Origin of the sequence: Nocardia sp. NPDC058114 (assembly GCF_042884695.1) — a bacterium.
In the GTDB taxonomy this organism is placed as follows: Bacteria; Actinomycetota; Actinomycetes; order Mycobacteriales; family Mycobacteriaceae; genus Nocardia.
This window is the reverse complement of sequence record NZ_JBHVTK010000004.1, coordinates 444,718-466,306: the sequence shown is the minus strand read 5'-3', so window position 1 is coordinate 466,306 and position 21,589 is coordinate 444,718. Positions and strand designations below refer to the sequence as shown.

Genomic DNA, 21,589 nt, shown 5'->3' with positions numbered 1-21,589 from the left:
GTCTGGCCCCATCGGGTGCCCAGACATGCTGTTATCCTCACGTTCTTCACGTATTTCGCGCGTCAGCACTAGGGGGCTCCTCGATGACCACACTGGCCTCCGGACTCTTCATCGATTGGGAAGAGCTGACGGGGCAGTCGAAGTTCGTCGTCGAGCTGATCAGTTTCCCGATCTTCAGCGCGCTGGCCGGTTGGCTCACCAACTGGACCGGCGTGCTGATGCTGTTCTGGCCGCTGTACTTCAAGGGCTTCCGGGTGCCGATGCTGCACGTGCTGTACCCGTACCTACCCCGGCGCGTGCAGGTGCTGCCCACGTTTTCCGGTGACGGGCGCATGCTCGGTTTCCAGGGCTTCATCCCGGCACGCGCGGAGAAGATGGCGAGCATCTGCGTCGATTCGGCGCTGTTGCGGATCGGCAGCCCACGCGACTTCATCCATGAACTCGATCTCGACGGGATCGGCGACTATCTCGCCGAACGGGCGCGCGATCAGGTGCAGCCGATCGTCGACGAGATCATGTACCGGGAGAACCCCGATTTGTGGCGCTCGCTGCCCAGACCCGTGAAACAGGCCATCTACCAGCGGGTCGACCGGCAGCTGCCCGCGCTGTGCCGGCGCGCGTTCGAGAGCCTCGGCGACAATATCGACCAGCTGCTCGACGTGAAGAACTTCGTGATCCGGTACCTGGAGAAGAACCCGGCCATCCTGAAGGACCTGACCACCACCATCGCCGCGCCCGAACTCAAGTTCATGGCGCGGATCGGTCTGCTCGGCGCGCCCTTCGGCTTGATTCTGGCGCTCTACCTGCACGTGCACTCGAAGATCCCGTACTTCGGCGCGATCCCGGCCTGGGTGATCGTGCTGTTCGCGTCGGCCATGATCGGCGTGACGGTGAACGTGATCGCGATCAAGATGGTGTTCGAACCCGGCGATCCGCAGCCGCGCTACAAGTATCTGTGGCGTCAGGCGCTGCTGGCCAAGCGTCAGCCCCAGGCCGCCACCGACCTCGCCCACATCCTGGCGTACCAGGTGCTGACCGTGGAGAACCTCTCCGTCGAGCTCTTGGAAGGGCCGAACGGGGACAAGACGCGTCAGCTCATCGAGCGGGTGGTGTCGGAGGAGATCCACAAGCAGCTCGGCGCGACCGCGTTCATGGTGCGAGCCGCACTCGGCAAGAAACAGTTCGAGAATCTGGCGGTCTCGGGCGCCGGCGCCGGGCTGGTTTCGGCGCGCACGATGATCGAGGACGAGCAGTTCGTGCTGGAACAGGCGAAGAAGATCGACGACTTCGCGGCGCGCAAGCTGCGGACATTGACGCCCGGCGAGTTCATGGAGATGTTCTACGCGTCGGTCGAACAGGACGCGTGGTTGCTGTATCTGCACGGTGGGGCGCTGGGCATCGGTGTCGGCGCGCTCCACCTGCTGACCTTCGGCTGGTAATAACAAGCACGCGTGCTTGCATTTTTTGACGGTCGCTGCGACTCTTGGTGACGACGGCGCACCGGCACCGGGTCGCGCCATGATCGGCAAGGGAACTCCATGGCTGACCTCGCAGCGCTGCTCGACGATTACGCCGCCGAATGCGCGGATCTGGAAAACCTGGTCGCACCGCTGACCCCCGAGCAGTGGCAGACGCCGACACCCGCGCCACGCTGGGACATCGCCACCCAGATCGCCCACCTGACCTGGACCGACGAGGTATCGCTGATCGCCGCCACCGACGCCGAGGGCTTCGCGGCCTTCCTCGCCGAAGCTGCCCCGCGCGGCCTGACCATCGTCGACGACGGCGCCGAGGAAATCGCCCGGACCCCACCCGCCGACCTGCTGGTTCGCTGGCGGACCGGACGCGAGCAGTTGATCGCCGCGCTGGCCGCCGTCCCCGCGGGCACCAAGCTGCCGTGGTTCGGCCCGCCGATGAGCGCCGCGTCGATGATCTCGGCCCGCATCATGGAAACCTGGGCCCACGGGCAGGACGTCGCCGACGCGCTCGACGTCACCCGCGTCCCCACCGCCCGCCTGCGCACAGTGGCCCACATCAGCGTCCGCGCCAGGAACTACGCCTACCTGGTCAACGGCGAATCCGGCCCCACCGATGAATTCCGCGTGGAACTGACCGCCCCCGACGGCACTCTGTGGACCTGGGGCCCCGAAGACGCACCCCAGCGCGTCACCGGCCCCGCCATCGATTTCTGCCTCGTGGCGACCCAGCGTCGCCACCGCGAAGACACCGCCCTGACCACCGAGGGCCCGGACGCCGACCACTGGCTCGGCATCGCCCAGGCCTTCGCCGGCCCGCCCGGACCAGGCCGCCACGCAGGCCAGTTCGCCTGAAAGTCAGCATGAGAACAGGCGAGCGCCTTCCCAGAGCGCCATTCGTGCCGACTGCCCCGGACTTCGTTGGCCGGGGGTGACCACCGTGGCAGTCGTGAATGACGCTCGCCTGCTCCCTTCAGATACCCGATACCGGGTGTGAGAAACACTTGCCCAGCCGAAAACCCGCCCCGACTAGGACTGATACGGCGCCGTTTCGGATGTGGCTCTGATCTCAGCCGTGGGAGGCGCTCACCGCGCGCGGTACTCGGTACCGTAGGTATCAGCACGTGGCTTTCAACGATGCGGGCCCGCTCTACTCGGGTATACCCACAGCCACAGGAGGGAACCGCATCGTGACCGCACATCGGCCTGCTCAGATCGTGCGCCTGTCCGCGATCATCTTCTCCGGCGCCGCCAGCCTCTGCCTCACCGTGGCCGCGGGCGCCTACATCGTCAATCACATGCCGGAACTGGCACCGCCGCCCACCGAATTCGCGGGACCGGCCGCGACGCCGAATCCCGGCCACCACCGCCCCTTCTCGATCGAGGACTCCGCACCCCGCGTCGGCGGTGTGGAGCTGGCCATGTCCTTCGGCGCGCCGACGCTGTCCACGGAGCGCTCCGACCCCGCCGCCACGCGCACGCCGATCACCGCGCAGCAGTCCGGAGTCGGTGCGCGACCGGGTAATTCACCGCTGACCGGGCGGGTCGGGATCGGCGGCACCTATGTCGGCGCGCAGGTGACGCCGCCGCGCAGCGATACCGTGGCGTTCACCGTCGACACCAACCTCGTCACGGTGGCGGCGAAATACCTCGGCCTGGCGGTGGATCCGGCCGCGGTCACCGCGCTGCACACCGAATTCGACGCGCGCCGTGGCGAGTTGGTTTTCGTGCTGTCGGATCCCGGCCTCGGCAGCCACACGTTGCGGGTCGAGGGCACAGGCACCGAACCGGCCGAGACCCCCGGCACCGTCGCGACATCGTCCGAAGACGAGGGCGACGCCGAGGCACCGCGATCCGCGACCGAGGAACTGCCGACTACCGTCGGCGTGTGACTCCTCGCGGCACCTCGAACGGTGCGTACGACTTCTGCGTGGTCGGCGGCGGCATCGTCGGCGTGGCCACCGCGCATCGGTTGCTGACCCAGCATCCCGAGGCGAGCCTGGTGCTCATCGAGAAGGAAGACACGCTCGGCGCGCATCAGACCGGGCACAACAGCGGCGTCATCCACTCCGGGATCTATTACCCCCCGGACAGTTTGAAGGCACGGCTGTGCCGGGCCGGTGCGCGATGGACGAAGGAATTCGCCGCGGCCCACGACATTCCGTTCCGTGAATGCGGAAAGTTGCTGGTAGCCACCGATTCCGCCGAACACGCGCGGATGCTGGCGCTGTACGAGCGTTCGATCGCCAACGGCGTGGAGGTCGAGGCGATCGACGCGGCCGAACTGCGGCGGCGCGAACCACGGATCGCTGGGGTCGGCGCGCTGTTCGTGCCCGCCACCGGCATCATCGACTACACGTTGGTCACCGCCGCGCTCGCCGCCGAGGTCGAGTCGATGGGCGGCAGGATTCTGCTCGGCACCGCAGTCGAGGCGATCACCGAGAGTGTCTCCGCCGTCACTGTTTCGGGTCCGGGTGGTTCGGTCACCGCGGGCACACTGATCGTGTGCGCGGGCCTGCAGGCCGACCGGATGGCACGAAAGGCCGGGATAGAAACGGACTTTCGGATCGTTCCGTTCCGTGGCGAGTACTACCGGCTCCCCGCCGAGCGATCGGATCTGGTACGCACGCTGATCTATCCGGTGCCCGACCCCGCGCTGCCGTTCCTCGGCGTGCACCTGAGCCCCACCATCGACGGCGAACTCACCGTCGGCCCCAACGCGGTGCTCGGGTTGTCGCGGGAGGGGTATCGCAAGGGCAGCGTGAACCGACGTGACGCCATCGACGTGCTGGGTTTCGCCGGCGTGCGCCGGGTGGCCCGCGACCATCTCGCCACCGGGATCCGCGAGCTCCGCAATTCGGTGTTCAAGCGCGGCTACCTCGCCGAATGCCGCAAATATTGCCCCGAACTCAGCACCAACGACCTGCTCCCGCACCGTGCGGGCATCCGGGCCCAGGCGGTGCTGCGTGACGGCACGCTGGTGCACGACTTCCTCATCGAACGCACGCCGCGCTCCATCCACGTGCTCAACGCACCGTCCCCGGCCGCCACGTCGGCGATGCCGATTGCGGAATACCTGGTCGAACAACTCCATTCCGCTAAATAAAGAGGAGATTTGTAGTACTTTTGGCTCCTGTACGCGTGGGCGAGGAAACCCATCCGGAGCAGGGAGGGCCGATGGGCCACATCAGGTTTGCGAGTGACGTCGGCGCACCGGTCGATGCCGCCTTCGCCTACACCGAGGATTTCCGCCACGCGCCGCAGTGGCTGGTCGGCGTCACCGACGTCGCGCCGCTGGGCGAACCGGATCAGGGCTTGGGCGCCGCGTTCGCGGTGAAAGTCCGGTTGTTCGGAGTGATCCCGCTGCGTTCATCGGTGGAGATCACCGAATATCGGCGCAATGCCGTCATCGGGTATACCCTGCGTGGGCGGGTATACGGAACCGTTACCCTGCGATTCGATCCACTCGGCTACGAACGGTCGGTGCTGACCTCCGAAGCCGACTATCCACCACCACGCGGCATGTTCGGCCGCCTGTGCCACGGCCTCGTCGACGCGGCCGCGAAATCGGCACTGCGCCGAACGGAATCGCGGTTGCGAAGGGAGATAGAGGCATTCCACGGTACCGATCTTGTCGGCCGCATCGCCTAGGGTGGCGGTCATGATCATCGTGAGCACCGACGGGTCCTGCCTGCGCAATCCCGGTGGTGCCATCGGCTGGGCATGGGTGAATCATTCCGGGCCCGCCGACAGTGGTGGCGCGGCCAGCGGCACCAACCAGATCGCCGAACTGCGCGGGGTACTGGAAGCCATCCTCGCCCACCCCGGCGCCGAACCGATGCTCATCGAGAGCGACTCCCAGTACGCCATCAAGTGCGCCTCGGAATGGATCACCAGCTGGCGACGCAACGGCTGGCGCACCTCCACCGGCGGCGCGGTGAAGAACGTCGAGATCATCAAGCAGATCGACCGGGCAATCACCGGCCGCGAAGGACCGGTGCGGTTCCGCTGGGTGCGCGGCCACGTGGGCAACTACTTCAACGAACAAGCCGACAAACTGGCGGGCGAAGCGGCACGAGCCGTCCGCGAGAACCCGGCTCTCGGCCGCGAGTCGGCCCCGGTCGCGCCGGAACCGGCAAGGATTCGGCGCCGGGAACCCGCGGCGCCTGTCCCCACGAACTCGGTCTCCACAGGGAAGTCGGTCGCAGCTGAAGTGCCGGTAGCAGGGACTCTGACCCTGTTCTAGGTGCGGTGCGACCGGAGTGGGACCGCACAGCGAAACGCCGCGGGCGATGAATCTGCCCGCGGCGTTTCGATTGGCTCGGTTTCCCCGTGCGCTCAGTTCCCGGGTGTCGGGACAGGCGCGGGAGCCGGAGACGGAACGGCCTGACCGGGCGCCGTACCACCGGCGGCCTCGCCGCCGCCGTTCTTGAGCAACGGCGAGTCCAGCTTGCTGACCAGCCACTTGTCGCCCGAGTGCTCGAGGCTCATCTCGATCGCGAACATCATCCGGTCGGGCTGGGTCTGGGTGAAGTTGGTGCGGTACTGGGTCATGGTGACCATGGCCTTGACATCGTCGGTGCTGCCCGAGATGTAGGCGCACTGCACGTCTTCACCGGTCGACTTGACCTGGGCCTGCACCATGGCGCCCTTGAGCGCATCGCTGGCGTCGCTGAACTCCTTGAGGTAGTCGCCGGTGGCGCCCGCCTTCATCGACGCGATGTAGCCGTCGAGATCCTTGGAGTAGTCGTAGTTGGCCAGGATGGCACCGTAATCACAGGCGGCCTTGGTGGACTCGGCGATCGCGTCGAGCTTCTCGGCCTTGTTGCTGTTCTGCAGGAAGAACACCACGCCCGCGGTGATCGCGCCGACCGCGACCACACCGGCCACACCTGCGGCGATCCAGCCCTTCGAGCTCGATGCCGCGCTCGGGGCAGCGGCCGGAGCCGGCGCCTCGGTCACGGTCTGTGCCTGCACAGTCGGCTGATCGACCTCGGGAGTCGCCGCCGCACCCTTCACAGTGTCGTCGGCCTTCGCCAGATCGGGCTTGTCTGCTGCGGCAGCATCGGACTTACTCTGGGCATCGTCGCTGGTCATCGAATCAATCCTGCTCTTTCCCGGCGCACATATCGCACCGATTTCCGATCGTGGTCCGTGAGCCGGGCCACACGTTCTTCCCCGCGAGTATGCCCGGTCAAGCTGTGAACAGCCTGGCCGGGCACCATCTCACTTGGCGGGAATGGGTGTCCGCTCGTTCGGGTCGACACCGGGCGGCATCTGCGCGCCGTTGTTGGGCACGTTCGGCCGCGGGGCGTTGGCCGAACCACGGATCTGCAGGTCAGAGGTCGGGTTGGTGCAGTAGTTCCACTTCGGAATGCTGCCGTCCTGTACCTCTTCGTTGCGCCGGTACGCGGTGTCGTAGTTACACGTCGGGCGCGGCCAGATGTCGAGGATGGTGTGGAACTCGCCGTCGTGCGCCGGAGCGCTGATCGACCCGAGCCCCAGTGCCAGCGACGGGAACAGCAGCCGCAGCGCGGGCGTACGCAGCTGCGCGGCCTTGGTGATCGCCACGAAGTTGGCCGCCAGCGAACTGATCGGATCGGCGGTCGCGTCAAGCACCGCGCCGAGCGTTTCGAACTGCGCAGGCGCGTTGTCGAGCACGCTCTGCAGCTCGGCGTTGGCGTTGTTGAACTGCGTGAGCAGCGCACCCGAATTCTGGGTGAGCGTCTGCAGATCGGGCTGGGCGTGCGAGGTGGTCTCGGCGATCACCCGCAGGTTGGCGATGAGGTTCACCGTCTGCGGAAGCAGGTTGTCCAGACCCGCGACCACCAGGCTGACGCCGTTGATCAGGCCGCGCAGCTGATCGGGACCGGCACCGAGCGCGATGTCGAGCTCGTCGAGGATCACGTCGAACTGCTTCGGATTCACCTGGGCGATCAGCGCGCTGGTGTCGTCGAGCACAGCCCACACCGGAACCGGCGTCTGGATCTGCTCCGGGTTGTACTTGATCACCGCGCCGTCCCGGAGGAACGGACCGACATCGCTCTTCGGCCGGAAGTCGATGTACTGCTCGCCCGCGGCCGAGAGCGCCGCCACCTGGATCATGGTGTCGACCGGGATCTTGAAATCCTTGTCGATCCGGGTCTTGGCGGCGATCGCCTCGCCGTCGTTGATCAGCTCGATCGAGGTGACCTTGCCGATCCGGAACCCGCGCATGGTCACGTCGTTGCCCGGCTGCAGACCGCCGGAGCGATCCAGGTTCACGGTGACGTCGTACTCGGACCGCAGCGGGTTGACCCGCATCACGTTGACCAGCAGGTACGACCCACCGAGCAACAGCACGACTACGAGCGCGCTGTTCGCCAGCAAGATCTTGCTGCTCGCGAACTTCTTCAGCCTGCTCATCGGTGGCCTCCCACTCGGCCCTGAACGATCTGCAGCACCTGGATGAAGCTGCCGACGAAATCGTTCACATCTTTCAAGTCCCAGAGCTTGCTGTTCGCCGGGTCGGTCAACAGGCCCACATCGAGGTTGGTCAGCGTCGCGTACGGCGCCAGGCTCTTGCCCTTGAACGTCTGGTTGGCGCCGGGTCGGATCGCGTGCAACTGATCCATCACATACCCGAAGTCGCTGCCGGTCGCGGCCAGCGCGTTCATCAGGTTGTCGAGATTGGTGAGCAGCTCGGACAGCTGGTCACCGGTGGTGTTGGAGTAGTCGCCGATGGCGGCGGTGGCCGTGGCGAGCTTGCTGAGCAGGTCGCCGATCGCCCGGTTGTTCTCGGCGATCGCGCCGATGGCCTGGGGCAGTGTGTCGGCCACCTGGCCGAGCTGACCCTTGTTGGCCTCGATGGTGTTGGCGAGGGTGTTGAACTCCGTCAGCACCGAGTCGACCTTGGTGCTGTTGGCGTTCAGTTCGCCGATGACACCGGTCATCTCGTAGATCAGATGGCCGAGTTCGGTGCCGTGCCCGTTGAGAATCGAGCCGAGTTCGGTGCCGAGCCGGCTCAGGCTGGCGACACCGCCGCCGTTGAACAGCATCGACACCGAGACCAGCAGCTCTTCCACCGTGGCGCCGGCCGAGGTGGCTTCCAGGGTGAACGTGTCGCCCGCGGCCATATCGGGCGCGCCCGCCGCGTTCTTCGGGCTGCTCAGCGCGATGAAGACGTCACCGAGGGGAGTGGCCTGGCGCAACTCCGCCGTACTGCCCTTCGGCAACTTGAAATCGGTGTTGATCTCCATGTCGACCACGGCTTCGAAGTTCTTGGTCGTGATCGCCGACACGACGCCGACATCGGAACCACCGACCTTCACCTTGGCCTGATCGGGCAGGTTCAGCGCGTTCTCGAACTTCGCGTGCAGGGTGTAGGTGTCGCCGCCGGTGCCCGGTTTGGGCAGCGGCAGGTCCTCTACAGTGAAGCCACAGCCGGTCGTGATCGTGACCGTGGCCAGTGCGGCCGCGGAGAGCAGCGCGCGGCGGGCCTTCATCGTCATTCGTCGGTTCATTTCGTCAGTCCGAGCAGTGCGGCGGTGAGCCCGTAGTCGGGGCCGAAGTCCTGGACGTTGCCGGTGGTGCGGCACCCATCGGGCCGCATCTGGATCCGCTCACAGAACGCGCTGACGATCTCGCCCGAGAGGGCGGTGCCGATCAGCGCCTGCAGGCGGACGAAGCCCTTTTCCTTGTTGATCGCGCCGTCGATGTTCTGCATGAGCAGCGGCACCACGTCGACGATCTCGACCATCGCGCCCGAGTTGGCGCGCAACTGGTTGGTCACGGTGGTCAGGCCGGTCAGCGAGGCGGCCAGTTCTTCCTGATGCCCGGCGAAGGTCGTCGAGGTGTTGTTCAGGAACTGGTTGAGCTGATCGAGGGTGGCCTGCAGACCGGGCGCCTGGTCGGCGAGCAGCCCCGACATGGCGGTCACCCGGTCGCTGAAGTCGCGCACGGACTGATCGTTGTCGGCCAGCATCGTCGTGAGCTCGTTGAGCTTGATGATGATGTTGGCGATGGCGTCCTTGTTGTCGACACCGACCTTCAAAGCACCCGAGAGCGCGTCGAGGGTCTCGCGGATCTTCTGACCGTTGCCGTTGAGCACCGGGTAGAGCACCCGGCCCGACAGCGGGCCCAGACCCTCCTGGCCGGGTTCGGGCTTCAGCGAGGCGGCGAACTGGTCGATCGTCTTGATCATCGTGTCCAGCTCGACCGGGGTCCTGGTGCGCGCCTTGGGCAGGTGATCGCCGGACTTCAGTGTCTCACCGCCGGTGAACGGCGGGCTCACCTCGATGTGGCGATCGGTGACGATCGAGGGCGAAATGATCGCCGCGATCGCGTCTTTCGGAACCTTGACGCCGGCGTCGATGGTCATGTGGACCTCGACATAGGTGCCCTTGGGCACGATCTTGTCGACCTTGCCCACCGCGAGACCGAGGACCATGATCTCGTTGCCCTCGTACATGCCGGCGATGTTCTCGAAGTCGGCGGTGATCTTGGTCGAGCGGCCGAGCGCGTCGTCGAACTGGCTCGGCATCAGCGAGCAGCTGCCGAGGGCCAGCGCGGTGGTGGCGATCATCATGGTCCGCGCGATGCGGAGCTTGTTGGTCAGTTTCATCCTTGGCACCCCTGGATCACCTGAACGAAGCACAGCCAGTTGTCCGGGAAAATCCACGGCAGTGCGACCGAGCCGTAGTTACCGTTGCCGAGCGCGTTGTTGAAGTAGCGCGCCGTGGGCTGACCGATCTGCAGCAGCTTGTCGAGATTGTCCTTGTTCTTCTGCAGACCCTCGGCCATGGTGTTGAGCTGGCTGATGGTGCCGCCGAACTGGTCGCCGTTCTGGGCGCCGATCTCCTCCAGCTGACGGGTCAGCGTGGCGACGTTGTCCAGCAGCTGGCGCAGCAGGCTCTGCCGTTCCATCACCCGGTTGGCGATGGCCTCGCCCTGGGTGATCACGAGCAGGATCGAGTTGCGGTTGTCGGCGAGCAGCTGGGTGACCCGGTTGAGGTCCTTGATCAGACTGTCGACCTCACCCTTGCGCTGGTCGACGACCTTCGCGACCGCACCGACACTGTCGAGCGCCTGGGCGACCAGCTCCGGCGAATCGCCGAGCTGGGAGTTGATGGTGTTGAGCGAGGCGGCGAGCTTCTTGGTGTCGAGCGCCTCGAACTTCGGCGTACCGACCTGCACCACATCGGCGATGTTGTACGGCACGTCGGTGTTGCTGCGCGGGATCGTCTTGTTCTTCAGACCCGATCCGTCGCCGGGCTGCAGGTCGACGTAGCGCGCGCCGAGCAGGGTCGCCATCTTGATCGCGGCGTGCGCGTCGGGACCGAGCTTCAGCGAGCTGTCCACGTCGAGGGTGATCACCACGTGATCGCCCTCGATCTTGGCGCCGGAGACCGTGCCGACCTGCACACCCGAGACAGCGACCTTGTCACCGGTCTTGATGCCCGCGGCCTGCACGAATTCGGCGTCGATGGACTGTTTTCCGAGCCCGATGAACTGGAAGATGCTCGAACCGACCAGCAGCAGCACGATGCACAGCGCACCGACCACCCCCAGCCAGAAGTTGCGGTTGCCGACGAAGGCTGACTTGATCTTGCTCATCTGCACACCTCGGAATGGCCGGTGCCACCGATCTGGCTGACCAGGCCGCGCGGGAACAGAACCCCGTACAGCGAGATGTCCAGACCACACAGGTAGGCGTTGGCGTGGGTGCCTTCCGATGTCATCCGGCCGAGGTCGGCGAGCATCGAAGGCATGTCGATCGCGACCTGGTCGAGCTTGGCACCGTTGGCCAGCAGCAGATTCAGCGCCGCGGTGGTCGAGTTCTGGGTCGCGGCCAGCTTCGGCTGGATCTTGGTCATCATCCCGACCAGCGCGGTCGTGGAATCGGCGAGGGTGACCGTGGACGCCTGCAGCGACTGACCCTGGTCGTAGAGTCCGCCGATCAATGCCCTGGTCTGGGTAATCAGGGTCTCCAATTCATCCCCTCGCTTCGCCAACCCGGCCATCACACCGGACAGGTTGGTGATCACGTCGGACAGGATCGCGTCGCGACGCTGGAAATCGGTGGCCAGCTGGGCCGCCTGAACGATGAACGCCGACAGCGAGACCCCATCGCCCTGCAGCGCCTGGATCAGGGTCTCCGACATCGCGTTGACCTCGGCGGGCTCGAGCGCCTGGAACAGCGGCTGGAAACCGTTGAGCAGGGCCGAGATGTCGAACGAGGGCTCGGTGCGGTCGAGCGGAATGGTGGAGCCGCTCTTGAGCGGCTCCGGGCTCGGCGTCGCGCCCGGGGTCAGCGCCACGTAGCGCTGACCGATCAGGTTCTGGTACCTGACCAGCGCCTTGGTGTCGTTGAACAGGGTCTGGTCGCTCTGCACGATGAACGACACCTTGGCGTCGTTCTTGCCGTCGAGCTCGATGGCCTCGACCTTGCCGACGCGCACGCCGGCCATCCGGACATCGTCGCCGGGCCGCAGCCCGAGGACGTCGGTGAAGATCGCGGTGTACTTGCGGGTGTCACCGTCGACCGTGCGGGCCAGTGTGTTCCACACGACCACGGTGACGAGCAGTGAGACGAGCGCGAAGATACTGAACCCGATCAGTGGCTTACGGATACTCATGCGCCACCCCCGTTTTCGGACACTTGCAGGGTTCCGCCCTTCAAAATCGGACCGAGCAGCAGATATTCGGACGCGTTCGGCTTGCGACCGAGCAGCTGAGTCATCGCCGCGTCACCGGAGTAGGAGATCGGTGTCGCGGTGGGCACGCTCGCCGCAGCGGGCGCCGCGGCCGGAGCGGCCGCGGGAGCGGGCGCACCGCCCAGCACACCGGGCAGGCCCGGAATCTGGATCGACGGGACGAGACCCTCGAGCGGGGTGCCCTGGAACGGCTTGATCTCGGTGCCGTTGGCCGTGTGCATCGGCGCCACACCGGGACTGGTGAGACCCGGGATGTCGGGCATGCCCGGGATCGACACCAGCGGCGGGAGGCCCGCGGCCGTGTCGAGCCTGCGCGGACGCAGGTTGTCCGGGATCGCCGGCAGCGAGGCTTCGGCCGGTGCGGTGAAGCAGCTCGGTCCGAGCAGGTCGCCGTAGCGCGGGCAGTCGGCGACGGTGTTGGGCTGGTACGGCGTGAAGGTCAGGCCGGCGTTCCACACCATCTGCTTGCCGCTCGGGCCACCGTGGAAGGTGGTGTTGAGCTGGGCCAGCGAGGGACCGAAGACCTGGAAGGTCCTGGTGATCGACGCGGGGTCGGCGGCCAGCGCACCCAGGGTGGCGTTCATGCCGACCGTGACTTCCTTGCCCACATCGGGATTCGATGCGAACAGGTCGTTCACCCGGTCGGTGGTGGCGCTCGCACCGGCCAGCAGCGCGATCAGCTGTTCGCGCTTGGTGGCGATGGTGTTCGCGGTCTGTACCGAGGAGCCGAGCACGTCGAGCAGTTCCGGCGCCGACTGGTTCAGCGCGTGCGCGGAGTCGGAGAAGTTGTCCAGCATGCCGCCCAGGTTCGGTCCCGCGTCGGCGACCGTGGTCAGCCAGTGGTCGAGGCGCTGAATGGTCGAGCCGGGGACCCGGCCGCTGCCGTCGAGTGCCTGGGTGAGCGTGCCGAGCACGCGACCGAACTGCACCGGATCGACCTCGTCGAGGATGTCGCGCACCGTGGTGAGCGTGTCCTGCAGCGCGATGGTGCCCTGGCTGCGGTCCTCGGGGATCTGCGAGCCCTCCTTCAGGTGCTGGCTGTTCGCACCGTTGTAGACCAGCTCCACGGAGGTGACCGCGAACAGGTTGGAGGGCACCACGCGGGCGGTGACGGTGTTGGGGATGCCGTCGGCGAACTCGGGCTTGAGCTCGATGTTCACCTTCTGCTCGGCGTCCTTGCCGATCTCGACGTTCTTCACCACGCCCACGAGCACGCCGCGGAACTTCACGTCGGCGTCCGACGGCAGGCCGTCACCGGTGGTCGACAGGTTCGCGACCACGTTGACCTTGGGAACGAAGTAGCCCTGGTAGCGGGCCGTGAGGAAAGCCAGGATGACGCCGAAGACGATCAGACCGGCCGCGCCGGCCACGTACAGCTGCTTCATGGTGGGACCGCGCCCACTCGGATCGATGATCATCGCGCCCTTACCCCGAGATCCTGATGCCGGGGTTGATGCCCCAGATCGCCAACGTCATGACGAGGTCGGCGAACACGACCAGGATGATGCACATCTTGATCGCGCGGCCTGCCGCCACACCGACGCCTTCGGGACCGCCCGAGGCGAAGAAGCCGTAGTAGCACTGGATGAACGTCGTGATCATGACGAAGATGATCGCCTTGAGCAGGGAGTAGAGCACGTCCGTCGGCACCAGGAATTGGAAGAAGTAGTGCGAGTAGGTGCCCGACGCCGTACCGCCGATCAATTGCACGGTGACCGAGCAGGCCAGGTAGGCCATGGTCAAACCGAGGGCGTACAGCGGCACGATCGCCATCACCGCGGCCATCATCCGGGTGCTCACCAGGTAGGGCAGCGGGCGAATCGCCACCGACTCGAGCGCGTCGATCTCCTCGGAGATGCGCATGGCGCCCAGCTGTGCGGTGAATCGACAGCCCGCCTGGGCCGCGAAGGCCAGGGCCGCCAGCAGCGGGCCGAGCTCGCGGGTGGTGGCGAAGGCGGAGATCGCGCCCGTGATGGGGCTCAATCCGAGCAGGTTCAGCGAGGTGTGGCCCTGAATGGCCACCGTCATGCCGCCGAAGGCACTGATGATCAGGATGACGCCGATGGTGCCGCCACCGACGACGATGTTGCCGTTACCCCAGGTGACGTCGGAGAGCAGACGCCAGACCTCCTTCGGGTACTGCTTGAAGGCCAGCGGGATGGACCCGACCGAACGCAGGAAGAAGAAGACCTGGTGGCCGAGGCGGGCGAGCAGGTCGCCGGGCGCCTTGCTGGCCTTCTGCAGCGACCGGATCGGTCGCAGTAGCGGAGGTACGTATGTGGATGACATGGCTCAGACCACCTGTGGGGGGAAGACGGCGGCGTAGATCTGGGTGATCGCCACGTTGACACCGAGCAGCATGACGGTGGAGCTGACCACCGCGGAGTTCACCGCGTTGGCGACACCACCGGGACCACCGCGAGCGTTCAGGCCGCAGTCGCAGGCGATGATCGAGGCGATCAGACCGAACAGGACCGACTTCAACAGCGCCACCGCGAGGTCGCGGGTGACCGCGAACGAGGCGAAGGTGCTCATGTAGGAGCCGGGCGTACCGCCCTGGGCGAAGATGTTGAACATGTAGCCGGTGAGGAAGCCGACGAAGACGACGAAGCCACAGAGCAGGAAGCTGACCAGCATCGCGGCGCCCAGGCGGGGAGCCACCAGGCGGCGCAGCGGGTCGACACCCATGACCTTCATCGCGTCGATCTCTTCACGGATGGTGCGGGAACCGAGGTCGGCGCAGATGGCCGAACCGACGGCACCGGCGATCATCAGCGCGGTGACCAGCGGGGCGCCCTGCTGGATGATGCCGAGCCCGTTGGCCGCACCGATGAACGAGGTGGCACCGACCTGGCCCGCGACCGCGCCGACCTGGATCGAGACGATCACCGCGATCGGGATGGCGACCAGCAGCGTCGGCGCCGCGGCGACACTGGCCATGAACGCGGACTGCCGGACGAACTCGTCGAAAGGAAAACGCCGACGGAAGATCGCGACGATCAACTCCGTGATCGCTTCGATACCCATCGTGATCTGTCGACCGAAGGTTTCCAGCGACTTCTTCGGATGGTCGTCCCAAAGGCCCTTCGTCCAGTCGACAGCCTCGCTGACTCGTGAACGTGTGGGCGGACTCTCGGTCGACTGCACTGCATAACCCCTCTCGACGCCGGGCCCTCAACGCCCCGGCGACTTGTTTGCTTGACGCACCTTACTACGGAGTAGCGCAGAACACATCACCGACATGTGAGCGCTGTCATAGATAGAGGTCACTGTCCGAAACGGCTATGAGACCGGCCATGCCGGACCCTACCGCCCGTAATTCCGGGATTCCAGGGATTACCCGCGAAGTCCTTTTCCAGCATGGTTTCCCAGTACCAGCGGTCGCGGTAAAGGAATATTGCGGAATTTTGTCATTCATAACGAAGTCCTCGTCGAATTATCCGAACACATCACGCGAGAAACACGAACGACGCGCCGCGCCGCGATTGCAATAGGGAATCGCTATGACAACCAACTCAGGAAGGCCAGCACGACACGGCGGCAAACGCACCGGTCCGGAGGCGCGCCCGGGACCGAATACAGGCACGATAGACAGACCGTATTGATACTGTGCGAACTTCCGACATCTGGAGGGACATGTTCAGCAAACTCGCCAAGGTGGCCAACACCGCCTTCGCCCTCGCCCTCGGTGCAGCTCTGCTGGGCACCGGTGCGGCCAACGCGCAAGCAGGCCCCCCGGTGATCGGCGGCGGCTCCGGCATCGTGATCGACAACGCGTTCGAGTGCACCGTCACCACGGTGGGACACGACGGCGCGGGCAGGCTGGTCGGACTGACCGCGGGCCACTGCGGCGACGCGGGCGCTCCGGTCAGCGCCGAGGTGGATCGAGGCTACGGCGAGATCGGCCGTTTCGTGTACAGCAACTCCGAACTCGACTACGCGGTCATCGAGTTCACGCCGGGCCGGATCATCCCGGTCAACCGGATCGGCAACGTCACCATCACCGGCGTCGGCGGACCGGCGCAGTTCCCGACGATCGTCTGTAAGGAAGGCCGGACCACCGGCAATACCTGCGGCATCACCTGGGGCGACGTGTTCGCGACCAATACCGAGACCTGGTCGCAGATGTGCGTGGTCGAGGGCGATTCCGGTGCGCCGGTCGTCGTCGGCTCGACACTGGTGGGCATGGTCAACGCCTATCTGGCGCTGGCCTGCTTCGGGCCGGAGGTCGGGACGAACATGAACTCGATCATGGCCGACATCAACGCCCGCGGCGGCGTGGGTTCGGGGTATCACCCGATCTAGTCCCTCGCCCGTACTCCCCGGATGTCGAGCGGGTCGCGTGGTTGTCCACGCGGCCCGCTCTTGCTATGTGGCAAGCGATTTCGGTGCGAGCGCGGGTCCGTCGGCGCCGGCGCAGTGCGGCAGGCAGTCGACGCGTTCGGGCTGCGGAGGCTGACGCGGCACGCGGAGCAGGACCGCCGCGACACCCCCGCCGAGCAGCAGCAGCACCGCGCACCAGCGCATCGCGGTGTCGAAGCCGGCGGCGAAGGCGACCGGGTCGCCGAACGCGCCGGACAACCCGGCCAGCCCTGGCAACGCCGCCACGGCGAGTAGCTGTGCCGTTCGCGCCACGGCGTTGTTCACCCCGGAGGCGATGCCGGCCTCGCCCTCGCGCACCGCGGCGAGCACCGCACCGGTCAATGGCGCTACCAGCACCGACAGTCCGAGCCCGAAGACGAATACGCCGGGCAGCACATCGGTGAGATAGTCCGCGCCCGGTCCGATCCGCTGCAACGCGAACACCCCACCCGCGGCCAGCAGCGGACCGAACGTCATCGGAATCCGCGGCCCGTGCTGTTGCGCCCATCGGCCCGCGGGCGCCGAGAGCACCAGCATCAGCAGGGTGACGGGCAGTCCGGCGGCGCCCGACGCCATCGGCGAGTACCCGGCCACCAGCTGCAGTTGCAGCACCAGCAGGAAGAAGACGCCGCCGAGCGCGGCGTACACGAACAACGTCACCAGGTTCGCCACCGTGAACACCCGCGACCGGAACAGCGACGGCGGTACCAGCGGATTCGGGCTGCGCAGTTCCACCAGCACGAAACACGCCAGCGCGGCCAGCCCGACCGCCACCAGCACCACCCGGGAATCGATGAGTCCCAGCGTGAGCGCACCGAGCGCGAGCGCGACGATCACCGCGCCCGGTATGTCGATCCGCGCGGGCGCCTCCGGATCACGGCTCTCCGGGACATATTTGAGCGTGACGACGGCGACCACCAGCGCGAGCGGCACATTGAGCAGGAAGATCGCCCGCCAGCCGACCAGATCGATCAAGCCGCCACCGAGCAGTGGCCCGAACGCACCGGCCACCCCGCCGAGACCGGACCACAGTCCGATCGCACTGCCCTGATCGCCTTTGTCGATCGACGCCGAGATCAGCGCGAGGCTCCCCGGCGTGAGCAACGCGCCCGCCACGCCCTGGAGCAAGCGCGCGGCCACGAGCATCTCGATGTTCACCGCGGCCGCGCACAGCAGCGAGGTGATCGCGAATCCGACGATGCCCCAGACGAAGACGCGCCGGCGGCCGAGCCGGTCGCCGAGCGAACCGCCGAGCAGGATGAAGGAGGCCAGGGTGAGCGTGTAACCGTTCACGGTCCACTGCAACCCGGCGACATCGGTGTGCAGCGATTCGCCGATCCGCGGCAGCGCGACGGAGACGACGGTGGCGTCCAGCGACGCCATCGACGAGCCGAGGATGGTGGCGAGCAGAATCCACCGGCCCGTGGCCGAGTTCAGCCGAACCGTCTGTGGCACTACTCCAAACTAGCCGCCACCCACGTCTTTCGTCGGGACTACAGGCTCTCCACGCAGACGACGACGTGGCGCTCGGCGTACTTGAAGCCGGAATCGGCGGCATCGGGGCAGTCGTCGACGCTGTCGGAGTTCTTGTTGATCGTGATGACCTTGACCGGTTCGGTCCCGCCCTCGCCGCACTCGATGCGCTTGGGTTCGTCGCCGCCCACGTCGATGCAGCCGCCGACGACCCAGTCGATGTCGAGGCACAGCGCGCCGGTCTCGATGCCGTTGAGCGTCTCGGCGTAGAAGTTGTCGCGGTCGCCGACGCAGCCGTTGCTGGTCTTGGCCTTGCCGATGACCTTGTAGTTCGACGAACGGCTACCGCACGCGGCCTTCTCGATGGTCGCGTCGTTGACCGTGCCGCCGAGCGCGACGCAGTCGCCGACGTTGGCCTGGAAGTCGGTCTTGCCGCCCTTGCTCGATGTCGGCGCGGGCTTGCTGGCGGTGGGTTTGCCGGTGGTCGACTTGCCCGGCTTGGTGGTCGGCGTCGCGGTGCTGGTCGCGGGGACGACATCGATCGCCGGCTGAGCGTGGCCGTCGATGGTGCCTCCGCAACCGGTCGAGACGAACGCGGTCACGGTGATGGCGATCGCGCCGACGAGCCGGCCGATTGGCAAATCTGCAAACACCCATTGTGAATACACCACCGGTGCCACCCCCGTCGACTCCAACCGGCGGGTCTGTCCCTGCGATACCCTTGGGATTCCGGTCGCCGTGTGCGGCGCGGGGCCCCCGATCGCGTGTATCAGGAGGTATCCATCGTGTCAGCACCGGTCGACGACTTCGCGGCGCCACGGCAAATGGTGGTCGATCCGCGCTTCATCCGGCTCGCGGATCATTTCTTCGGGATGTTCACCCAGCCCAGTCGTGGCGGCGGGGCGCTGGCGATCTACCTGGACGGACGCCCGGTCGTCGATATCTGGGCGGGCTGGGCGGCCAAGGATCAGCGCTGGACCGGCGAGAACATCGCGCTCACCTTCTCCACCGGCAAGGGTGTCGCCGCCACCGTGCTGCATCGCCTGGCCGAGCGCGGGCTCATCGATTACGAGGAGCCGGTGGCCACCTACTGGCCGGAGTTCGGGTCGCACGGCAAGGACGACATCACCGTGCGCGATGTGCTGTCCCATCGCGCGGGCCTGCACCGCGTACGCGGGCTGGTGCCGGGTCGCGAGGGCATTCTCGACTACGACGCGGTGGTGGCCGCCCTCGCCGAGAGCCCCGCCGACCCGCGCCGCATCCGCACCTCGGGCTATCACGCGATCACTTTCGGCTGGTTGGTCGCCGAGATCGTGCAGCGGGTCACCGGCGATCCGTTCACGGCGGTATTGCGCCGAGAAGTGGCCCAGCCCTTGGGAATCGACGAGTTCTGGTTTCAGGTACCGCCGGGCGAGCGGCATCGGATCGCGAAGATCTTTCCGCATCTGGCGCCACCGGGGATCCGCTGGAACACCGCGTCGTCGGTGCTGTCGTGGGTGCGACCCGCGCGTGGTCTGGCCGAGGCGGGTATGCCGGAGAGCTTCGACGAACTGGTCCGCGATCCACGGGTGCACGACGCGGTGATGCCCGGCTGGAACGGGGTGTTCTCGGCGCGGGCGCTGGCCAGGATGTACGGGGCTCTCGCCAACGGTGGGCAGGTGGGCGACGTGCGGTTCCTGCGCCCGGAGACGATCGAGACGATCAACCGCACCCAGCAGACCAGCAGCCGCGACTATGTCCTCGGACTGCCACTGCGGTTCACCCTCGGCTACCACCGGCCGGTACTGATGACCAAGCAGCAACCACGACATGCCTTCGGCCACTACGGTGTCGGCGGTTCCGGTGCCTATGCCGATCCCGATCTGGGGATGTCGATCGCGTTCGTCACCAATCGGCTGGGCGGGGCCGTGACGGCGCTCGGTGACGCGCGGTTGGCCAAGCTGGCGGCGATGGCGCAGGGGACGGTGCGGGGCGATCGAACCTCTCGAAGAGATGCCACGTAGTACCAGGTATGAGTTCGCCGAGCCCCGCGCCCACCGCGCCGCGGTTGTCCCTGCTGCACGGCGTGGCCGCGGGGCGGGATTTCGAGGGCTACCTGCGACGACGCGCCGCGCGCAGTGATCCGTTCGCAGTCGGGTTCCCCGGGTTTCCGCCGGTGCTGTTCACCGGAACGGCCGAGGGCGCACGCGCGTTGTTCCGGGCGCCGGTGGCGCTGCTGGAGCCGCCGCGGCCCAATCCGATCGAGCCGATGGTCGGGGCCGCATCGCTGATTCTGAGTTCGGGGACACGCCATCGCACCGATCGCGCGCTGCTGGCGCCCGCACTGCACGGCGCGCGGGTGCGACTGCTGGGCAAGGTGATTCGCGAGGCGACACTGAACGAGATCCATCATGGCGCGCGAGGTCCCTGGCAACTCGGCACGCGAATCGATGCGCTCGCGGCCGCGCGCGCCATCACCTTGCGCGTCATCCTCGCCGCGGTGTTCGGCGCCGATTCCGATCGCGCAGCCGAATACGGCGGCGTGGTCACCGATTTCCTCACCGCCTTCACCACCCCGCTTCTGGTGGCACCCGTATTGCGCCGTGACATCGGCGGTTTCGGTCCGTGGGAGCGGTTCACCGCGGCTCGGGAGCAGCTCGACGAGCTGATCCTGGCCGACATCACCCGCCGGCGCCGCACCGGCCCCGCCGACGGTGACCTGCTCGATCTCCTCCTCGCCACCCGCTACGACGACGGCACCACCCTCACCGACGCCGAACTGTGCGAGCAGCTGCGCACCCTGCTCGTCGCGGGCCACGAAACCACCGCGACCACTCTCACCTGGGCGCTGTATCACCTGCACCGCGAACCCGGCCTGCTCGCCCGACTGCTCACCGAGCTACCCACCGCGGGCGGCGACCCGGCCGAGCAGGCCCGGCTACCGCTGCTCGACGCCGTCTGCCAGGAAACCCTGCGCCTGCATCCACCGGTGCCGATCGTGCTGCGCACGGTGAAGGAGCCGCTGCGCTGGCTCGGAGTCGACGTGGCGGCGGGCGCCACCATCGGCCTCGCCGTCGGCGTCCTGCACAGCCAACCGTCCACCTGGCCCGCACCGCACCTGTTCCACCCCGACCGGTTCCTCGACCGCACCGTCACGCCGTTCGAGTTCGCGCCGTTCGGCGGTGGTCACCGGCGCTGTATCGGCGCGACACTGGCCGACTACGAGCTGCGGATCGTGCTGGCAACGCTGCTGACCGAGGTCCGGTTGACCCTGGATCCCGCGCTGGCGCTCGGTGGACGACCGCGCACCGTGCCCCGCAATCTCGCGACCGCACCGGATCGGGCGATCCACTTCACACGCACCGGGTGATCTGCCTCACGTGACGTTTGAGAGTCACACCGGTGTGTTTCCCCGCTGTTCGCACGCACCGCCGCCGACTCGCCGCTGTGAGCGCGGCGTTTGACGGAAGCCGATGAATAACAGCATGTTATGTGACCCACGGCACATAGTTGCGCGCCTGTTATCACCGCTCGGCGCGGCTGGCACCGTGTCACCTGGTGCGGGTAGTAATGGAGGGTCAGGGTCGGGGAAGTCGTTACCCCGTA

20 protein-coding genes are annotated in these 21,589 nt (G+C 66.8%); 9 read left to right on the top strand and 11 right to left on the bottom strand.

The window, feature by feature from the left end:
- Nucleotides 1-83: 83 nt before the first annotated feature.
- The 6 genes from ACFVVI_RS18230 to ACFVVI_RS18205 all read left to right on the top strand — a co-directional run bounded on the left by ACFVVI_RS18230 (nucleotide 84) and on the right by ACFVVI_RS18205 (nucleotide 5,721).
- Nucleotides 84-1,439, top strand: a complete 1,356-nt coding sequence (locus ACFVVI_RS18230; RefSeq protein WP_378653593.1) for a hypothetical protein — start codon at nucleotides 84-86, stop codon at nucleotides 1,437-1,439.
- A gap of 99 nt (nucleotides 1,440-1,538) precedes the next feature.
- Entirely contained in the window at nucleotides 1,539-2,330 is a 792-nt protein-coding gene (locus ACFVVI_RS18225; protein WP_387446056.1) for a TIGR03084 family metal-binding protein, read from the top strand.
- Between the two features lie 335 nt (nucleotides 2,331-2,665).
- On the top strand, nucleotides 2,666-3,367 hold the full coding sequence (locus ACFVVI_RS18220) for a hypothetical protein (protein ID WP_387446055.1): 702 nt from the start codon (nucleotides 2,666-2,668) through the stop codon (nucleotides 3,365-3,367).
- The gene (lhgO, locus tag ACFVVI_RS18215; RefSeq protein WP_387446054.1) at nucleotides 3,364-4,581 is read left to right on the top strand and encodes an L-2-hydroxyglutarate oxidase; all 1,218 of its coding nucleotides are present in this window, start codon (nucleotides 3,364-3,366) and stop codon (nucleotides 4,579-4,581) included. The genes ACFVVI_RS18220 and lhgO overlap by 4 nt, the downstream gene beginning before the upstream one ends.
- A gap of 71 nt (nucleotides 4,582-4,652) precedes the next feature.
- The gene (locus ACFVVI_RS18210) at nucleotides 4,653-5,126 is read left to right on the top strand and encodes an SRPBCC family protein (RefSeq protein ID WP_378989329.1); all 474 of its coding nucleotides are present in this window, start codon (nucleotides 4,653-4,655) and stop codon (nucleotides 5,124-5,126) included.
- A gap of 10 nt (nucleotides 5,127-5,136) precedes the next feature.
- Entirely contained in the window at nucleotides 5,137-5,721 is a 585-nt protein-coding gene (locus ACFVVI_RS18205) for a ribonuclease H (protein WP_378989330.1), read from the top strand.
- A gap of 92 nt (nucleotides 5,722-5,813) precedes the next feature.
- Here the strand turns inward: ACFVVI_RS18205 and ACFVVI_RS18200 are convergent, their stop codons facing one another.
- The 9 genes from ACFVVI_RS18200 to ACFVVI_RS18160 form a co-directional block, all read right to left on the bottom strand.
- The gene (locus ACFVVI_RS18200) at nucleotides 5,814-6,572 is read right to left on the bottom strand and encodes a hypothetical protein (protein ID WP_378989331.1); all 759 of its coding nucleotides are present in this window, start codon (nucleotides 6,570-6,572) and stop codon (nucleotides 5,814-5,816) included.
- A 129-nt stretch (nucleotides 6,573-6,701) separates the two neighbouring features.
- Nucleotides 6,702-7,880 carry an MlaD family protein gene (locus ACFVVI_RS18195; RefSeq protein WP_387446053.1) on the bottom strand — a complete coding sequence of 393 codons (1,179 nt, stop codon included), beginning with the start codon at nucleotides 7,878-7,880 and terminating at the stop codon, nucleotides 6,702-6,704.
- Nucleotides 7,877-8,965: an MCE family protein gene (locus ACFVVI_RS18190; RefSeq protein WP_387446052.1), complete on the bottom strand. Its 1,089-nt coding sequence runs from the start codon at nucleotides 8,963-8,965 to the stop codon at nucleotides 7,877-7,879. Before ACFVVI_RS18190 ends, ACFVVI_RS18195 begins: the two co-directional genes overlap by 4 nt.
- A gap of 8 nt (nucleotides 8,966-8,973) precedes the next feature.
- Nucleotides 8,974-10,077 (bottom strand): MlaD family protein, encoded by a 1,104-nt coding sequence (locus tag ACFVVI_RS18185; protein ID WP_387446051.1) that lies wholly within the window; start codon nucleotides 10,075-10,077, stop codon nucleotides 8,974-8,976.
- Complete coding sequence (locus tag ACFVVI_RS18180) at nucleotides 10,074-11,069, bottom strand: MCE family protein (protein WP_387446050.1); 996 nt, start codon at nucleotides 11,067-11,069, stop codon at nucleotides 10,074-10,076. The genes ACFVVI_RS18185 and ACFVVI_RS18180 overlap by 4 nt, the downstream gene beginning before the upstream one ends.
- Nucleotides 11,066-12,091 (bottom strand): MCE family protein, encoded by a 1,026-nt coding sequence (locus tag ACFVVI_RS18175; RefSeq protein ID WP_378989338.1) that lies wholly within the window; start codon nucleotides 12,089-12,091, stop codon nucleotides 11,066-11,068. Before ACFVVI_RS18175 ends, ACFVVI_RS18180 begins: the two co-directional genes overlap by 4 nt.
- Nucleotides 12,088-13,587 carry an MlaD family protein gene (locus tag ACFVVI_RS18170; RefSeq protein ID WP_387446049.1) on the bottom strand — a complete coding sequence of 500 codons (1,500 nt, stop codon included), beginning with the start codon at nucleotides 13,585-13,587 and terminating at the stop codon, nucleotides 12,088-12,090. The genes ACFVVI_RS18175 and ACFVVI_RS18170 overlap by 4 nt, the downstream gene beginning before the upstream one ends.
- Nucleotides 13,588-13,594: 7 nt before the next feature.
- Nucleotides 13,595-14,458, bottom strand: a complete 864-nt coding sequence (locus ACFVVI_RS18165; RefSeq protein ID WP_378989340.1) for an MlaE family ABC transporter permease — start codon at nucleotides 14,456-14,458, stop codon at nucleotides 13,595-13,597.
- A 3-nt stretch (nucleotides 14,459-14,461) separates the two neighbouring features.
- Nucleotides 14,462-15,316, bottom strand: coding sequence for an ABC transporter permease (locus ACFVVI_RS18160; protein WP_266294734.1), 855 nt, complete (start codon nucleotides 15,314-15,316; stop codon nucleotides 14,462-14,464).
- A 489-nt stretch (nucleotides 15,317-15,805) separates the two neighbouring features.
- Here ACFVVI_RS18160 and ACFVVI_RS18155 point away from each other — a divergent pair, with 489 nt between their 5' ends.
- Nucleotides 15,806-16,474 (top strand): S1 family peptidase, encoded by a 669-nt coding sequence (locus ACFVVI_RS18155; protein ID WP_379314142.1) that lies wholly within the window; start codon nucleotides 15,806-15,808, stop codon nucleotides 16,472-16,474.
- A gap of 63 nt (nucleotides 16,475-16,537) precedes the next feature.
- Here ACFVVI_RS18155 and ACFVVI_RS18150 read toward each other — a convergent pair whose 3' ends face one another.
- Together ACFVVI_RS18150 and ACFVVI_RS18145 are read right to left on the bottom strand one after the other, a co-directional pair.
- Nucleotides 16,538-17,986, bottom strand: a complete 1,449-nt coding sequence (locus ACFVVI_RS18150) for an MFS transporter (RefSeq protein ID WP_387446048.1) — start codon at nucleotides 17,984-17,986, stop codon at nucleotides 16,538-16,540.
- A gap of 38 nt (nucleotides 17,987-18,024) precedes the next feature.
- Nucleotides 18,025-18,657 (bottom strand): hypothetical protein, encoded by a 633-nt coding sequence (locus ACFVVI_RS18145; RefSeq protein ID WP_378989343.1) that lies wholly within the window; start codon nucleotides 18,655-18,657, stop codon nucleotides 18,025-18,027.
- 171 nt (nucleotides 18,658-18,828) lie between these two features.
- On the opposite strand from ACFVVI_RS18145, the gene ACFVVI_RS18140 reads away from it, so the two are divergent.
- Nucleotides 18,829-20,007: a serine hydrolase domain-containing protein gene (locus ACFVVI_RS18140; RefSeq protein WP_378989545.1), complete on the top strand. Its 1,179-nt coding sequence runs from the start codon at nucleotides 18,829-18,831 to the stop codon at nucleotides 20,005-20,007.
- Nucleotides 20,008-20,015: 8 nt separating this feature from the next.
- On the top strand, nucleotides 20,016-21,353 hold the full coding sequence (locus ACFVVI_RS18135) for a cytochrome P450 (protein WP_387446047.1): 1,338 nt from the start codon (nucleotides 20,016-20,018) through the stop codon (nucleotides 21,351-21,353).
- Nucleotides 21,354-21,589 lie beyond the last annotated feature (236 nt).

What these genes read in the sequence shown, in the direction of transcription:
- ACFVVI_RS18230 (WP_378653593.1), top strand. Translation starts at nt 84, where the DNA reads ATGACCACACTGGCCTCCGGACTCTTCATCGATTGGGAAGAGCTGACG.
- ACFVVI_RS18225 (WP_387446056.1), top strand. Translation starts at nt 1,539, where the DNA reads ATGGCTGACCTCGCAGCGCTGCTCGACGATTACGCCGCCGAATGCGCG.
- ACFVVI_RS18210 (WP_378989329.1), top strand. Translation starts at nt 4,653, where the DNA reads ATGGGCCACATCAGGTTTGCGAGTGACGTCGGCGCACCGGTCGATGCC.
- ACFVVI_RS18205 (WP_378989330.1), top strand. Translation starts at nt 5,137, where the DNA reads ATGATCATCGTGAGCACCGACGGGTCCTGCCTGCGCAATCCCGGTGGT.
- ACFVVI_RS18200 (WP_378989331.1), bottom strand. Translation starts at nt 6,572, where the DNA reads ATGACCAGCGACGATGCCCAGAGTAAGTCCGATGCTGCCGCAGCAGAC.
- ACFVVI_RS18195 (WP_387446053.1), bottom strand. Translation starts at nt 7,880, where the DNA reads ATGAGCAGGCTGAAGAAGTTCGCGAGCAGCAAGATCTTGCTGGCGAAC.
- ACFVVI_RS18190 (WP_387446052.1), bottom strand. Translation starts at nt 8,965, where the DNA reads ATGACGATGAAGGCCCGCCGCGCGCTGCTCTCCGCGGCCGCACTGGCC.
- ACFVVI_RS18185 (WP_387446051.1), bottom strand. Translation starts at nt 10,077, where the DNA reads ATGAAACTGACCAACAAGCTCCGCATCGCGCGGACCATGATGATCGCC.
- ACFVVI_RS18180 (WP_387446050.1), bottom strand. Translation starts at nt 11,069, where the DNA reads ATGAGCAAGATCAAGTCAGCCTTCGTCGGCAACCGCAACTTCTGGCTG.
- ACFVVI_RS18175 (WP_378989338.1), bottom strand. Translation starts at nt 12,091, where the DNA reads ATGAGTATCCGTAAGCCACTGATCGGGTTCAGTATCTTCGCGCTCGTC.
- ACFVVI_RS18170 (WP_387446049.1), bottom strand. Translation starts at nt 13,587, where the DNA reads ATGATCATCGATCCGAGTGGGCGCGGTCCCACCATGAAGCAGCTGTAC.
- ACFVVI_RS18165 (WP_378989340.1), bottom strand. Translation starts at nt 14,458, where the DNA reads ATGTCATCCACATACGTACCTCCGCTACTGCGACCGATCCGGTCGCTG.
- ACFVVI_RS18155 (WP_379314142.1), top strand. Translation starts at nt 15,806, where the DNA reads ATGTTCAGCAAACTCGCCAAGGTGGCCAACACCGCCTTCGCCCTCGCC.
- ACFVVI_RS18140 (WP_378989545.1), top strand. Translation starts at nt 18,829, where the DNA reads ATGGTGGTCGATCCGCGCTTCATCCGGCTCGCGGATCATTTCTTCGGG.
- ACFVVI_RS18135 (WP_387446047.1), top strand. Translation starts at nt 20,016, where the DNA reads ATGAGTTCGCCGAGCCCCGCGCCCACCGCGCCGCGGTTGTCCCTGCTG.